General features: G+C 69.5%; 10 protein-coding genes. 3 read left to right on the top strand and 7 right to left on the bottom strand.

The window, feature by feature from the left end:
* Positions 1-65: 65 nt before the first annotated feature.
* Positions 66-2,888 carry a glycoside hydrolase family 3 N-terminal domain-containing protein gene (locus QQZ11_RS07210; RefSeq protein WP_284549561.1) on the top strand — a complete coding sequence of 941 codons (2,823 nt, stop codon included), beginning with the start codon at positions 66-68 and terminating at the stop codon, positions 2,886-2,888.
* On the opposite strand, the gene QQZ11_RS07205 is transcribed toward QQZ11_RS07210, so the two are convergent.
* The 7 genes from QQZ11_RS07205 to QQZ11_RS07175 all read right to left on the bottom strand — a co-directional run bounded on the left by QQZ11_RS07205 (position 2,877) and on the right by QQZ11_RS07175 (position 11,576).
* Positions 2,877-4,088 carry a glycoside hydrolase family 5 protein gene (locus QQZ11_RS07205; RefSeq protein ID WP_284549559.1) on the bottom strand — a complete coding sequence of 404 codons (1,212 nt, stop codon included), beginning with the start codon at positions 4,086-4,088 and terminating at the stop codon, positions 2,877-2,879. The two genes, QQZ11_RS07210 and QQZ11_RS07205, sit on opposite strands and share 12 nt — an antisense overlap.
* A gap of 171 nt (positions 4,089-4,259) precedes the next feature.
* Positions 4,260-4,919, bottom strand: a complete 660-nt coding sequence (locus QQZ11_RS07200) for a DsrE/DsrF/DrsH-like family protein (protein ID WP_284549557.1) — start codon at positions 4,917-4,919, stop codon at positions 4,260-4,262.
* A 24-nt stretch (positions 4,920-4,943) separates the two neighbouring features.
* Positions 4,944-5,258, bottom strand: coding sequence for a TusE/DsrC/DsvC family sulfur relay protein (locus QQZ11_RS07195; RefSeq protein WP_026378187.1), 315 nt, complete (start codon positions 5,256-5,258; stop codon positions 4,944-4,946).
* 1 nt (position 5,259) lies between these two features.
* Entirely contained in the window at positions 5,260-6,498 is a 1,239-nt protein-coding gene (gene sqr, locus QQZ11_RS07190) for a type III sulfide quinone reductase, selenoprotein subtype (RefSeq protein ID WP_284549556.1), read from the bottom strand.
* Positions 6,499-6,593: 95 nt separating this feature from the next.
* Positions 6,594-7,697, bottom strand: a complete 1,104-nt coding sequence (locus QQZ11_RS07185) for a Gfo/Idh/MocA family oxidoreductase (protein WP_284549555.1) — start codon at positions 7,695-7,697, stop codon at positions 6,594-6,596.
* A gap of 5 nt (positions 7,698-7,702) precedes the next feature.
* Complete coding sequence (locus QQZ11_RS07180; protein WP_284549554.1) at positions 7,703-10,072, bottom strand: glycoside hydrolase family 3 N-terminal domain-containing protein; 2,370 nt, start codon at positions 10,070-10,072, stop codon at positions 7,703-7,705.
* Between the two features lie 283 nt (positions 10,073-10,355).
* Positions 10,356-11,576: an ROK family transcriptional regulator gene (locus QQZ11_RS07175; protein WP_284549552.1), complete on the bottom strand. Its 1,221-nt coding sequence runs from the start codon at positions 11,574-11,576 to the stop codon at positions 10,356-10,358.
* 92 nt (positions 11,577-11,668) lie between these two features.
* Here QQZ11_RS07175 and xylA point away from each other — a divergent pair, with 92 nt between their 5' ends.
* Both xylA and xylB read left to right on the top strand, forming a co-directional pair.
* Positions 11,669-12,847 (top strand): xylose isomerase, encoded by a 1,179-nt coding sequence (xylA, locus tag QQZ11_RS07170; RefSeq protein WP_284549550.1) that lies wholly within the window; start codon positions 11,669-11,671, stop codon positions 12,845-12,847.
* Between the two features lie 45 nt (positions 12,848-12,892).
* Positions 12,893-14,341, top strand: coding sequence for a xylulokinase (gene xylB, locus QQZ11_RS07165; RefSeq protein WP_284549548.1), 1,449 nt, complete (start codon positions 12,893-12,895; stop codon positions 14,339-14,341).
* Positions 14,342-14,351 lie beyond the last annotated feature (10 nt).

Here is a 14,351-nt window from a genome sequence, read left to right as displayed (position 1 = left end):
ACATATTTGTTTCTTCGACACCCAAAACATGGCGTTGGCTGGTCAGGTCAGGCGAGGATGGGTCCGTGACTGACCGCTGCACCACCTTCGAGACCACCGTCGACCGCCTGCTGGCGGAGCTGACCGACGACGAACTCGTCACCCTGCTGCACCAGGACCAGCCAGCGATCCCCCGTCTGGGCCTGGCCGGCTTCCACACCGGACAGGAGGCGGCCCACGGAGTTGCCTGGCGAGGGGTCGCCACGGTGTTCCCCCAACCCGTGGGCCTGGCCGCCAGCTTCGACCCGGAGCTGGTCACCGACATCGGCGCGGCCGTGGGCGTCGAGCTGAGGGCCATGCACGTCCGCGACCCCGAGCAGAACTCACTCAACGCGTGGGCCCCGGTGGTCAATCCCCTGCGCAACCCCTTGTGGGGCCGCAACGAGGAGGGCTGGTCGGAGGACCCCCACCTGACCGGTGCGATGGCCGCGGCCTATGCCTCAGGCATGCGCGGCCAGCACCCGACCCACTGGCGGGTCGTGCCGACGTTGAAGCACCTGCTCGCCTACAACAACGAGACCGATCGGTGCACCAGCTCGTCGTCCCTGTCACCGCGCGTGCTGCACGAGTACGACCTGCCCGCCTTCCAGCTGCCGTTGGCGGCGCGGGCCGTGGGGGCCGTGATGCCTGCCTACAACCTGGTCAACGGGCGGCCTTGCCACGTGCATGCCGAGCTGATGGACGAGGTGCGTCGGTTCGACCCCGAGGTGGTCACGGTCTCTGATGCCTGGGCACCCACCAACCTCAGTGGCGCCGAGCGCGCCTTCGACTCGCGGCCGGCCTCGCACGCCGCAGCCGTCAGGGCCGGCCTCGACTCCTTCACCGATGGCGACCGCAACCCGGCACCGGTGGTCGACGCCCTGCGTGCCGCCCTCGACGCCGGGCTGCTGGGTGTCGACCTGGTGCGGACGGCCGCCCGTCGGCTGCTGCTGCTCAGGGCGCGGACGGGCGAGTTCTCCCCCGACGACGACCCGTGGACTGGCATCGGCGCCGAGCAGGTCGACACCCCCGCACACCGCTCCCTCGCGCGCCGCGCGGCCGCCGGCCAGGTGGTGGTGCTCGAGAATCGGGGGGCGCTGCCCACGAATCCCTCGACCCCTGCGGCCGACGGGGGCCCACACCGGCTGGCGGTGGTCGGTCCGCAGTCCGAGGTGGTCAAGCACGACTGGTACTCCGGCACCCCGCCCTACTCGGTCACCATCGCCGGCGCCGCCCGGGAGGCGGGTTGGCTGGTCACCAGCGACGACGGCTCCGACCACGTCGCGTTCACCTCACTCGACCCCCGCTTCCCCGGACACGCCCTGACGCGCGACGAGGATGGGGCCCTGGTGCTGGCCGAACCACTGGCCGACCCAGCCGTGCACCGGGTGATCGGGTGGGGTGCGGACTCGGTCACGATCACCGACCATGCCACCGGGCTGTTGTGGAGCGGCCAGGACAACGGCATGGTGATGGTCGACTCGACCCGCCCGGGGGGGTGGGTGGCCCGTGAGGAGTTCCGCGAACACCGCCACGACGACGGCAGTTGGTCACTGCAGCACGTCGGTTCGGGACGATGGCTGCGCCACGAGCACTTCGGTGGCCTGGTCAGTGCCACCGCCCCCACACTGGCCCAGGCCGACCGCTGGCACCGGCAGGTGGTCTCGTCGGGGGTCGACAGAGCCGCGCAGCTGGCCTCCGGACACGACGAGGTCTGGGTGGTGCTGGGCAATGACCCGCATCTGCAGGGGCGCGAGACGCAGGATCGTCCGGGCTTGTCACTGCCGGGTTCGCAGGTGGCGCTCTGGTCGGCCACCGCCAACTCGTCCGCCCCCCGGGTGCTCGTCCTGGTCTCGAGCTACCCCTACGCGCTGGGCTCTCTCGCCGAACAGGCCGACGCCGTCGTGTGGACCTCCCACGCCGGTCAGGAACTCGGCCATGGTGTGGTCGACGTGCTGACGGGTGCGGTGGGACCGAGGGCCCGCCTGGCCCAGACCTGGTGGGCCGACGAGGTCGACGCCGGTGGGCTGTTCGACTACGACGTGATGGGCTCCGGGCTGACCTACCAGTGGAGCCGGGCGACGCCCGAGTTCGCGTTCGGGCACGGACTGGGCTACTCCCGCACCGAGTTCTCGGACCTCGACCTGAAGAACCAGCGCGTCCGGGTGACCCAGCCGGGGGAACCGGCGCTGGGTCTGCCGCCGGACATCGAGGTGACCACCGCCACGGTGACGGTCACGAATGTGGGTGAGCGGGTCGTCGACGAACTCGTGCAGGTCTACGCCTCGGCGTTGGAACACCCGCTGTCGGCACCCCTGCGGGTGCTGGTCGCGCACCGGTGGGTTCGGCTCCACCCCGGCGAATCGGTGCGCGTCAGCCTGCCGGTGTCGAGCCAGCGGCTGGCGACGTGGTCGGTGCGCAGCGGGTCGTGGCGCGTGGAACGGTCCCGGTGGCGCCTCTACGTGGGCCGCGACTGCCTCACCCCCGTGGTGTCGGCCGAGCTGGCCATCGAAGCCGACGACCCGCCACCGGTGACATGGCCGTTGTTGGGCTGGACGGCGGATGACCACCAGAGCGTCGAGTTCGTGGCGGCACCGGGGGACCGCGGCACAGCCGTCCGCGCGCTCGGCCCCGGGGTGGGCGGCATGTCCTGGCGTGAGGTCACCGTCAACGGCCCGGTACGACTCCACGTCGGACGAGGCCGAGGTCGAGCCCGGCTGTTCGTCAGCTTCGACTCCAGACGCGAGATACAGCTACCGGCCGAGCCCGGGTGGCACACGATCGACCTGCCACTGCCCCCGGGATGGGGACCCCTCGACGTCGCGGTGGAGGGTTCGGCGATGCTGTGGAAGCTGGAGTCACTCGGCTGAGGCTGCAGGGGTCACGGCCGAGCCGGGCAGCAGGGCCTCGACGATCTCGGGACGCCACCGACAGTTCTCGAGTCGGAAGGCCTCCAGAGCCTGGTCGAACAGCATCCGGGTCGTCTGCCGGTCTGGCACCGGGGCGCTGGGGCTGGTCTGGCTGGAGCTGGTCTGGCTGGTCACCGCGGAGAAGGTGGACACGATCTCGTCCCACCCCGGCGGGGCCGGAGCATCGGCGGGTGAGGTCTGGGTGGCGAGTTTCTTCCACGGCCAGAAGTTCCAGGAGATGCCCAGCTCGTCATAGCCGCCGAAGGCCTGCCGCAGCCACTCGGGGGTGTTCTCGCCTCCCTCGCCCATGTACAGCGGTAGGTCGAGCCTGGCTGCCGGCTGGCGGAACTTGTCGAGCCCGGCCAGGTCGGGCTCCTCCCAGTAGCGGTGGAACTGGAGGCAGGAGTTGTCGTCCCAGACCTCGTCGAAGATCGAGAAGTTCGTCGCCCAGTGCGAACCCTCGTACATCAGCAGGTGGTTCCGGTCGACGCTGCGAATGGCCGCCGTCAGGTCGCGGTAGAGGGAGACGAGGTCGCCGGCGTGCTGGTGCTGGAACTCGTCGCGGCACGGTTCGTTGAGCAGGTCATAACCCATCACGACGGGCTCGTCGGCGAAGCGGCGGGCGATCTCGGTCCACAACGCGATGCAACGGCTGCGGTGAGGCTCCTCGAACACCTCCGGGCGATCGTGCTCGGAGTCGTCGATGTTCGACCCCGTCTGTCCGCCGGGAGCGCCGTGCAGGTCGAACAGCACCAGCAGTCCGTGGTGGCCGCACCAGGCAACGACCTGCTGCAGCCGCGTGAATCCTCCGTCGAGCCAGACTTCGGGATCGTCCAGTTGGCGCGATTCGTCCATGAACAACCGCCAGTTGAAGGGCACCCGCAGGTGGTCGAACCCTGCATCGGCGATCGCGGCGACGTCGGCCTCGGTGAAGAAGGCGTCACGGAAGCGGGGCCAGAACTCGCCCGCCCACCCCTCACCGGCCAGCGAGGCCAGCTCGGCCTCCATCAGCCGCGGTCTGGTCGCCCCCTCGAAGAAGCCCCACATGTAGCCCTCGACCAGCAACCAGTTGCCGATCCCGACACCGCGGAAATGGTGGGGCCGACCGTCGGGGCCGAGCAACTGCTGGTGGTCACGGCGCACGAACTGATGGGGAGTCATGACCCCATCCTCGCGGCTCCGCCGCGGAGTGTGCAGGTGGTGAACCTGAACGGCCGATCGCGTCCCGTTCGGGACGCGATCGGCCGTTCAGATGCACTGGCTGCAGCAACTCGCCGCTGACCCTGGAGGACAAGGAGGCCGAGCGACGATCACCCTGCACGAGCACCACCCCTACACGAAGATCACTTGCGCGCCCTCGGAGATGACGATGAAGTCGGCAGCCGAGATCACTCCTTCGCAGGCGGGGTGAAGGTCGGCCTCGAGCATCTTGTACATGTCGAAGGTGAGCTTGCAGGCATACAGGTGGGCACCCGCAGCCGCGATCATGTCGAGGAACTCCGGGATCTCGGGGATGTCCTCGGCCTCCATCATCTTCTTCATGGTGCGGGTGGCGTAGGTCGTCATGCCGGGCAGCGATCCGAGCTGCTGAGGCAGCGAGAGGTGCTCGGCGCCCGGCCGCAGCCGCCCGAGCTCGGGCATGTGCATTGCCGTGTTCCCGGTCATGGTGTAGCGCAGCTTGTGGTTGAGCTTGGTGTTGAGGATGTCCAGGCCCCAGAAGGTGAAGAAGATGTGCACCTCGCAGCTTTCGCTGAGGGCGGCGTTGCCCATGATCAGCGCGGGGTAGGCCATGTCGAGGTTGCCCTTCGAGCAGATGAAGGCGATCTTGCGCGGACCGGCGTACGTGGGCACGCTGCCGACGACCCCTTCACCCGTCGCGGGGGCAGCAGCGCCACCGGGGCGAGGGCCGAAGTCGGGCATGATGAAGCCGTCGGGCACCCTCACGGCGGTGCGGGACCCGGTCGGGGCAGGTGCCTCAGTCGTGGCGTTCATGACAGTTCTCCTGGTTCACGGGTTCTAGACGCAGCCGACGGGTTTGGGCAGCCCGGCCAGCCAGGCCATCTTCTTGGCGGGCTTGCCGGGGTAGAGGCGGTAGAGCTCCTTGATGTCGAAGCCGCCCACGGTCTGCATCCGGCGGAGCGTGGGGGTGATGCCACTGGTTGCCGAGTCCTCGCGCATGAACCGCAGCGGGGCCCAGTGGGCCTCGTCCAGTTCGACGCCGATGAGGGCGGCCAGGTCGAGGGCGAGGTCCTCGTCCCATTCGTCGCGACGGGTCAGGAACCCCTCGTCGTTGACCTGGAAGCTGCGGCCGTTCAGGGTGTTGGTGGGCACGTCATTCCTCCTCGTGCTTGCCGGCCATCGACATCAGCGTCGGGACGGGCAGTTTGTGTCCGGGCAGGAGCAGCCGCCAGTACATCTGCTCGAAGGCGAGCTTGCCCAGGTGGTTGAGCCGGGAGCGGCCCAACAGCTTCATCGGCCCCACGGCGGGCAGCGGATAGCTGCCGGTGAGGGGTTGGGTGTCGTAGTTGAAGTCGAGAAGCAGGGCCTGACCGCGGCCGGATTCGATGAAGCAGTTCGCGTGCCCGTCGAACGAGTGGGTCATCGGCTTGCCGTTGACGACCTCCAGGAAGTTGGGGACGAAGGTCTCGACGGAGAAGTGGGCCACCGACCCTGCCTTCGAGGTCGGGATGTTGCTGGCATCGCCCAGCACGAAGATGTTCTCGTGCGCGATCGAGCGCAGCGTCGCCTTGTCGACCGGGATGAAGCCGTTCTCGTCGCCCAGCCCGGAGTCGATGACGAACTGCTGCCCGGTGTTCAACGGGATCGTCACCAACAGGTCGAAGGGCAACTCCCGCCCGTCGTACGAGACGATCATCTGCCGGTCGTTGTCGATCCGCTCCAGCGCGAAGTCGGGGGCCAATCTGATGGACCGATCAGCCAGCAGGCTGCCGAGCTCGTGGGAGGCGACAGGCTTGGTGAACGCGCCGTCGAGTGGGGTGACGTAGGTGATGTCGACCTTGTGCCTGATGCCGCGCTTGCGGAACCAGTCCTCGGCGAGGAAGACGAACTCGAGCGGTGCGACGGGGCACTTGATCGGCATGTCGGTCAGTTGGACGAGCAGCTTGCCACCCGTGAACGCCTCGAGGGCCTCGTGCAGCCGGGTGGCTCCCTCGAGGGTGTAGAAGTCGAACACCTTGGTGTGCCACAGCCCTCCGTCGGCCATGCCCGGGGTGAGGTCGGGACGTGGTCGGGTACCGGAGGCCACCAGCAACCAGTCGTAGCCGAGCACCCGTCCGTTCTCGAGGTCGACCTCCGAATCGTCGGCCCGCACCCTGAGGACAGCACTCTCGATGAAGTCCACACCCGGCGGCAGGTAGCGCGTGCGAGGTTTGCGCACCCGGTCCGGCTGGTACATCCCGAACGGGATGAACAGGTAGCCGGGTTGGTAGTGGTGGTCATTGTCCCGGTCCACGACCGTGATCGACCACTCGTCGCCTGACAGCTCGCGCCGCAGGTGGTTCGCCAGCATGGTGCCAGCCGTCCCGGCACCCAGGATCAGAACCCGCTTCATGCTTTGACGATACCCCTGAGGGTATGCGACCACTAGCGTCGGATGCGGCTTTGGGCTGTGAGAATCCTCATGTCAATCGGGTCCCCTGCCACGGCTCAGGTGGCTGCTGGGCCCGTCGCGTCACGACCCGGCGCGAGGGCTCCCAGCCAGGGCAGTTCGTCGTCCACCGTGACCCTGTCACCACGGTCAGCCGACTGCTCGATCGCCAGGGCGATGGCGTGGTCGTGGCAGGCCTGCGCCAGCGGATAGGGCGCGGGACCCTCCCCGCGAGCATGGGACCCGGCCGCAGCCAGCAGGTCGGCCACGGCGAGGTCATCGTCCGACAAATGACCTCCCTGCCACCGATTGCGCCATAGCACCGAGCCGTCGAACGAGACGTGGCGCAGGTCGAGCTGCTCAAGGTCAAGATCGGCACCCATCCGCTGGTACTCCAGTCTCGATGTGACCACCTCGCCGTCGACGAGGCGTGTGACCACGTCGTCACTGATCTCGCCGAGACTGCCACGCACCACGATCCGCCGCCCGCGCAGGCGGTTCCACCATTGGTTCTCGACGAAGTCGTAGAGGCCGACGCCTGCGCCGAAGTCGAGCATGGCAAGCGTGGTGCTGCGTGGCTCTGGCTGAAGGAGGCGCGCACCCTCAGGTCCCAACGGGTCGGCCAACGGTGCCCAGTGACGCAGGGCCGTCACACTGGGGCAGGCGTCCCCCGAGCCGAGCAGGCCCCGGATCATCGAGACGGCGTGGTACATGTGCGTGGACGAGACCTCAACCCCGGTGACCTGCCCGATGGCGCCGCTTCGGGCAATCGCCAGCCGTGCGGCGTGCCCCGGCATCAGCAGGTACTGCTCGGCAATCTGTACCCGTGGCTCGTTGCCCACTGAGGCCCACAGGCCGCGCAGGCCATCGAGGTCGGGGGCGGGCGGTGTCTCGGCCAGAACGTGGTGCCCGAGCCCGAGGAGCTGCTCGATCATGGACGGCATGCTGGCCCAGTCGACGGCCGCCACGACGAACTCGCAGCCGAGATCGGCGAGGTCACCGACACCTGCCACGATGGGCACTCCCCAGCCGGTGAGCTGCTCGCGTTTCGCCGGGTTGCGCACCACGACCCCCACCGGCACCAGTCTGCCGGCGGATGCGGCGGCCACCCTCAACAGGAAGCGGGTGCGCCACCCCGATCCGACGATCCCGAACCGGGTCACGCCCATCAGGATCCCTGGCCTTCTTCGGAGGGCCCGATCTGCGTCGGTGTCGTCAGCACCCGATCATGTCCGACCACACGGACGGGCCCCTCGACCCGGAAGCGAGCCTTCAGTGGCAGGTCGGTCGAGCTGGACCCGACCCAGAGGGTGAACCATCCGGGCTCGACGATGCGCTCCATCGACACGCCGGTGAACGCGGTGCGATCGGCGTGGACCTGGAAGCTCACCCGCCTGCTCTCCCCCGCGGCCAGAGGCACGCGCGCGTAGCCGAGGAGCCTTCGCACGGGGCTGGTGACCTGGGCCACCTCGTCGCGCACGTACAGCTGCACGACGTGCGTGCCCGCCACCGGGCCGGCATTGGTGACCCTGGCCGTGACCGTGAGGGTTCCGTCGGGGGCGATCACCTCACCCGACAGGTCCAACTGATCGAGCTCGAAGGTGGTGTACGACAGGCCGTGGCCGAACGGGAACATCGGCTCTGGCACCAGCCCGGTCGCCCCGTTGCCGGAGTGGCCCAGTGGCGGCAGCAGGTAGGTCCAGGGTTGGCCCCCGGCGACGGCGGGCACGCCGACCGGCAGGCGTCCCGACGGGTTCAGTCGTCCACTGAGCACCCCGGCCACCGCAGCCGCGCCCTCCTCCCCCGGGAAGAAGGCCTGGACGACCGCCGCGCAGCGCTCGGCCAACCCACCCAACGCGTAGGGCCTCCCACTGACGACGACCAGCACCACCTGGGTGCCGGTCTCGAGCACCCTTTCGACCAGGTCGTGCTGGACTCCCGGCAGCCTGAGATCGGTCACGTCGATGCCCTCGCCGGAGGTGCCGTGCCCGAAGAGCCCTGCGATGTCACCGACCGTCACCACCGTCACCTCGCTCCGACCTGCCAGCTCGGCCGCCGCATCGAACCCCGAGGTGTCGTCCGACTCGATCAGGCACCCCGTCTCGTGCCCCACCACCTCGAACTCCTCGGCCAGGGCATCGAGGATCGAGGGGACCTCGATACCCATGGGCAGGTCGGGATGGTGCTTCAGCACGTGGTTGGGGAAGGAATAGCAGCCCATCATGGTGAGCGGGTCGTGCGCCGACGGGCCGATCACCGCGATCGGACTCCGCGGAGGAAGTGGCAGTCGGCCCTGGTTGGTGAGGAGCACCACCGACTCCTCCGCGAGCTCGCGGGCGATGGCTCGGTTCTTGGGGCTGTCGAGGTCGATGCTCGCCACGTCGTCCAGACGTGGCTGCCAGTCGGGCTCCAGCAGTCCCAGTTCCTCCTTCTGCACCAGCACTCGACGCACCGCCGTGTCGAGCATCTCGACCGGGAACCTGCCGGAGGTGACGGCCTCCGCCAGCCCGGTGAGGGCGTGGGTCTGCGGGAGTTCGACGTCGAGCCCGGCCTTGAGGGCCATCATGGCCGCGTCGAGTGGGGTCTCGGCGACGTGGTGGGCCTGGTGCAGGAAGTTGACGGCGAAGTAGTCCGACACCACCGTGCCGGTGAACCCCCACTCACCGCGCAACAGGTCGGTGAGCAACCACCTGTCGGCCGCACAGGGCACACCGTCGACATCGGTGTAGGAGTTCATCACCGAGCGCGCCCCACCGAGGTTGAGCGCCATCTCGAAGGGGACGAGGACGACGTCACGCAGATGCCTGCGACCGAGCCGGACGGGGCCGTGGTTCATGGCCGCCACCGAGGCCGAGTAGCCCGCGAAGTGCTTGAGGGTGGCCACGATGCCTGCCTGCTCGAGGCCGCGCACGTAGGCCGACCCGATCGTCCCCACCAGGTAGGGGTCCTCACCGATCGTCTCCTCGACCCTTCCCCAGCGGTAGTCGTGCACGACGTCGAGGACGGGTGACAGGGCTTGGTGCACGCCCACGGCAGCCATGTCGGAACCGATCGCCGCGGACATCCGCTCGACCAGGTCGGGGTCGAACGTCGCTCCCCACGCGAGGGCGGTGGGATACACCGTGGCCCCGAAGGCGGTGAAACCGGTGAGGCACTCCTCGTGGGCAACCGCCGGGATGGCGAACCGCGAGGCTGCCACCACCGCCCGCTGCCGCTCCCTCATGGCGGCGATTCCCTCCTCGACCGAGAGGGGCACCGTGCCCCAGGTGCGGGTGAGTTGGCCGAGTCCGTCGACAACGGCGTCGTCGAAGCCGGAGGCCGATCGGGCGAACTCGCCCGACATCGGCGCCACCTCGCCGCCCTCCCCGGTCTGCAGCCAGACCGAGCCCAGCTGGGCGACCTTCTCGTCGACCGTCATCAGGGCGAGCAGTTCGTCGACCCGCGAGGTCTGTTGGGCCCGCGAGGTCTGCTCGGCCCGCGAGGTCTGCTGGGATCGTGGGGTCTGCTGGGATCGTGGGGTCTCAGGGGCCAGTGACATGGAAGGTCCTTTCTCAGCCCTTGACGGCGCCGGTGAGCCCGCCGACGATGCGTCGTTCGAACAGGCTGATGAAGATCAGGGAGGCAATCATGGGGTGGCAGCCACGCCACCGACGGGACTGGTTGAGGCACCGCGCGCCGGGCCACTTGCCCCCCTCCCATCCATCATGCCCTCGTCCGGCGCACTTGCCCCCGGGGAGGCGCAGGGCAACTGCACACAATCGAGGCAACTGGCACGTACTGGGGGCATCCAGGACGTCCGGGGGCAACTGGGCGGGTTGCCATCAGGCGCCCCCCGCCCCGACGGACGGGACCGCGATCCAGCTCGCGGGCTCCCGCAGCACACCCTCGAGGGCGGCCAGGGCGGCCCCCGTCGCCGCGGGCGAACGGTCGATGACGAGCGGTTCGACCTGCGGCGGGTCGAAGGGGGAGGCCAGCACCCTCAGCTCCAGTTCCCGGGACAGGGCGGGCATCAACTGCGCCGACAGTTCTCCGAGGTGACCGCCCAGCACGACCACCGAGATGTCGAGCAGGTTCAGGGCTCCCGAGAGCGCCAGCCCCAGGGCATGTCCGGCCGCTTCGACGGCAGCGATCGCCCGTCGGTCCCCTGCCGCGAGACGAGCCAACAGCTCCTCCCGGCCCTCGACCCCGGCTGCCGCATGGAGCGCCCGCTGACCGGCGACGGTCTCGAGGCAGCCGCGGGCCCCGCAGCCACAGGTGAGCCCGTCGGGGTCGACACAGATGTGGCCGATCTCGCCGGCCCAGCCGTGCCTGCCCGCCACCCATTCACTCCCCCGCACCAGGGCCGAACCGATGCCGACCTCACCCGAGACGTAGAGGAAGTCCGACCGTTGGGAGGGACGACCGGGCGCCAGCCTGGCCACGGTGAGGGCAGCGAAGTCGGCCTCGTTGCCGACGCGAACCGGGCGGTCGCCACCGAAACTCGCCGACACGATCCGGGCGGCAGGAACCACCCCCCACCCGAGGTTCGGCGCGCGCAACAACTCACCCCGTTCGGTGTCGACCAGACCGGGGAGCGCCAGCCCCACTCCCGCCACTGCGGCCGTGCTCGAGGTGCCGGCGAGCAGGTCGCGGGCGAGTTCGCTCACCTCGGACAGTGTCCGGTGCGGGTCCGAGCCGGTGTGGTCTGCCTGCACGACGTGTTCGGCGACGACGTCCCCGGCCAGGTCGATCAGCCGCACCGCACTGTGGCCGATGTTCACCTCGAGCCCCACCCCCACCCAGGTGCCCTGCGCGGGCACGATGGGCACCCCCGGACGACCACGGCCGCCGGTACCGGTCGGCTCCAGTTCGGCCACCAGACCGCCGGCGATGAGGTCGTCCACCAACCTCGACACCGTCGAGCGGGTGAGACCGGTCCGGACCGCCACCTCGGCCCGGGACAGGGGCGATTCGGCGAACAGCGCGCGGACCACGGTGGCCAGATTCAGTTCACGCAGCCTCGACTGGTGGGCCCCTTGGCCGGGGGTGGCGGGCTGGATCACGAGCGTGACGATACCCGAGCCCATCCGCCTTGACAGCGGACTTCACGGTTCATAAGTTTTTCCACATAACAAATTCTCGACGAGGAGATCCCATGGCGCTCACGCCCACCCGCGAAGACAAGTTCAGCTTCGGTCTGTGGACCGTCGGCTGGACGGGAACCGACCCCTTCGGCACCAGCACCCGACGCGCCCTCGACCCGTGGGAGTACGCCGACAAGCTGGCCGAGCTCGGGGCCTGGGGAATCACCTTCCACGACAACGACGTCTGGGACTTCGACGCCTCCGACGAGGAGCGCGGCGATCGCGTCGCCAAGCTGAAGTCGGCCGCGGACGCCGCGGGCCTGGTGATCGAGATGGTCACCACCAACACCTTCAGCCACCCGGTGTTCAAGGACGGGGGCTTCACCTCGAACGACCGCTCCGTGCGCCGCTTCGGACTGCGCAAGGTGCTGCGCAATGTCGACCTCGCCGCCGAACTGGGCGCCTCGACCTTCGTCATGTGGGGTGGCCGTGAGGGCGCCGAGTACGACTCGTCCAAGGACCTCTTCGCCGCCCACGAGCGCTACCGCGAGGGTCTCGACACGGTGGCCGGCTACATCAAGAGCCAGGGCTACGACCTGCGCATCGGTCTCGAACCCAAGCCGAACGAGCCCCGCGGCGACATCTTCCTGCCCACCATCGGGCACGCGCTGGCGATGATCTCTGTGCTCGAGCACGGCGACATCGTCGGGCTCAACCCCGAGGTGGGTCACGAGCAGATGGCCAACCTCAACTACACCCACGGACTGGCCCAGGCGCTGCAGTGCGGCAAGCTCTTCCACATCGACCTGAACGGCCAGAAGGGCCTGAAGTACGACCAGGACCTGGTGTTCGGCCACGGCGACCTGCTGAGCGCCTTCTTCACCGTCGACCTGCTCGTGAACGGCTTCGCCGCCTCCCCCGAAGCCCCGCGCTACGAGGGCCCGGTCCACTTCGACTACAAGCCGAGCCGCACCGAGGGAATGGAGGGCATCTGGGACTCGGCGAAGGCCAACATGGAGACCTTCCTGATGCTCAAGAAGAAGGCCCAGGCCTTCCGAGCCGACCCCGAGGTGCAGGCGCTCATGCGTGAGGCCAGCATCTTCGAGTTGGCCGAGCCCACGTTGGGCAACGACGAGGACGTGGCCGCCTTCCTGGCCGCCGACGAGCCGTTCGACGCTGCCGCCAAGGGCGAACGCGAGTACCACTACGTGCAGTTGCACCAGTTGGCCCTGCGCCACCTGATCGGCTGAACGTCGATGGCCGTCCCGTCCCGTCACCCCGCAGTCCGGACGCTCGTGGCTGGGGTCGACTCCTCGACCCAGTCGTGCAAGGTGCTGGTCTGCGATGCCGCCACCGGTGAGGTCGTCCGGGAGGGGCGTGCCGACCATCCCGACGGCACGGCCGTGCACCCCGACGCGTGGTGGGCGGCACTGGAGCTGGCCGCAGAACGGGCCGGCGGGCTGGACGACGTGGCGGCCATCTCGGTCGGGGGGCAGCAGCACGGGCTGGTGGCCCTCGACCGACACGGCGAGGTCGTCCGCGAGGCACTGTTGTGGAACGACACCCGCTCCGCCGGCGCTGCTCGCGACCTGGTGGCCGACCTGGGCGGCGGGGCCGCCTGGGCCACCGCGGTGGGCTCGGTCCCGGTGGCCAGCCTGACGATCTCGAAGCTGCGCTGGCTGGCAGACGCCGAGCCCGACAACGCTGCCCGCACGGCCGCGGTCTGCCTGCCCCACGACTGGCTCACCTGGAAGCTCCAGGGTGCCACCGTGCAGCACGACGGGCCCTTCGACGCGTTGGTCACCGATCGCTCGGATGCCTCGGGCACGGGCTGGTTCGACCCGGTGAGCAACGAGTACCGACGAGACCTGGTGGCGCTGGCCCTGCGCGACGAGGGTGCCGCCCGGCGACTGGCCCTGCCGCGGGTGCTGGGCCCCCACGAATCCGCGGGACGAGCTCGCCTGGTGGCCCCGGGAGCGGTCGTGGGCCCGGGCTGCGGTGACAATGCCGGAGCCGCCCTGGGACTCGGCCTCGACCCGGGTGCGACCAGCGTCTCACTCGGCACCTCGGGTGTGGTGGCCGCCGTGTCGGCCCGTCCCACCCACGATGCCAGCGGGCTGGTGACCGGCTTCGCCGACGCCTCGGGCGCGTTCCTCCCGCTGGCCTGCACCCTGAACGGTTCCCGGGTGCTCGACCACGTGTGCGCGCTGCTGGGCGTGACCCATGACGAGCTGTCAGACCTGGCCCTGGCGGCGTCCCCCGGAGCGGATGGGTTGGTGCTGGTGCCGTGGTTCGACGGTGAGCGCACCCCCAACCTGCCCACGGCCACGGCCAGCCTGCACGGCATGACCCTCGCCTCGACGACGCGCGAGAACTACGCACGCGCCGCCGTCGAAGGGGTGCTGTGCCTGATGGGTGCGGGCATCGAGGCCGTCCGCGCCCAGGGTGTGGACGTGGACCGGGTGAGCCTGATCGGCGGCGGCGCGAAGTCGCGGGCCGTCCGGCAGCTGGCACCCGAGGTGCTCGGGGTGCCGGTCGAACTGCCACCCACAGCCGAGTACGTGGCGCTGGGGGCGGCCAGACAGGGCGCCTGGGTCCTCTCCGGACAGGACCAGGCGCCCCGCTGGACGCTCCCGGGGACCATCACGCTGACCCCTGACGACGAGGCCTTGGAGCGGGGCACCAGCGTTCGCGCCCGCTACGCCCGATTCGCCGGTCAGCAGGCGGGTCTCGTCGAAGTCTGAGGGGCTCGCC

Source organism: Aestuariimicrobium sp. T2.26MG-19.2B, assembly GCF_950101875.1.
In the GTDB taxonomy this organism is placed as follows: Bacteria; Actinomycetota; Actinomycetes; order Propionibacteriales; family Propionibacteriaceae; genus Aestuariimicrobium; species Aestuariimicrobium kwangyangense.
Note: the sequence above shows the minus strand (reverse complement) of the source record. Positions and strands in the feature narration are given on the sequence as shown.

Bases quoted from the DNA above. Each gene is read 5' to 3' on its own strand.
- QQZ11_RS07205 (WP_284549559.1), bottom strand. From the start codon at position 4,088: ATGACTCCCCATCAGTTCGTGCGCCGTGACCACCAGCAGTTGCTCGGC.
- QQZ11_RS07200 (WP_284549557.1), bottom strand. From the start codon at position 4,919: ATGAACGCCACGACTGAGGCACCTGCCCCGACCGGGTCCCGCACCGCC.
- sqr (WP_284549556.1), bottom strand. From the start codon at position 6,498: ATGAAGCGGGTTCTGATCCTGGGTGCCGGGACGGCTGGCACCATGCTG.
- QQZ11_RS07180 (WP_284549554.1), bottom strand. From the start codon at position 10,072: ATGTCACTGGCCCCTGAGACCCCACGATCCCAGCAGACCCCACGATCC.
- xylA (WP_284549550.1), top strand. From the start codon at position 11,669: ATGGCGCTCACGCCCACCCGCGAAGACAAGTTCAGCTTCGGTCTGTGG.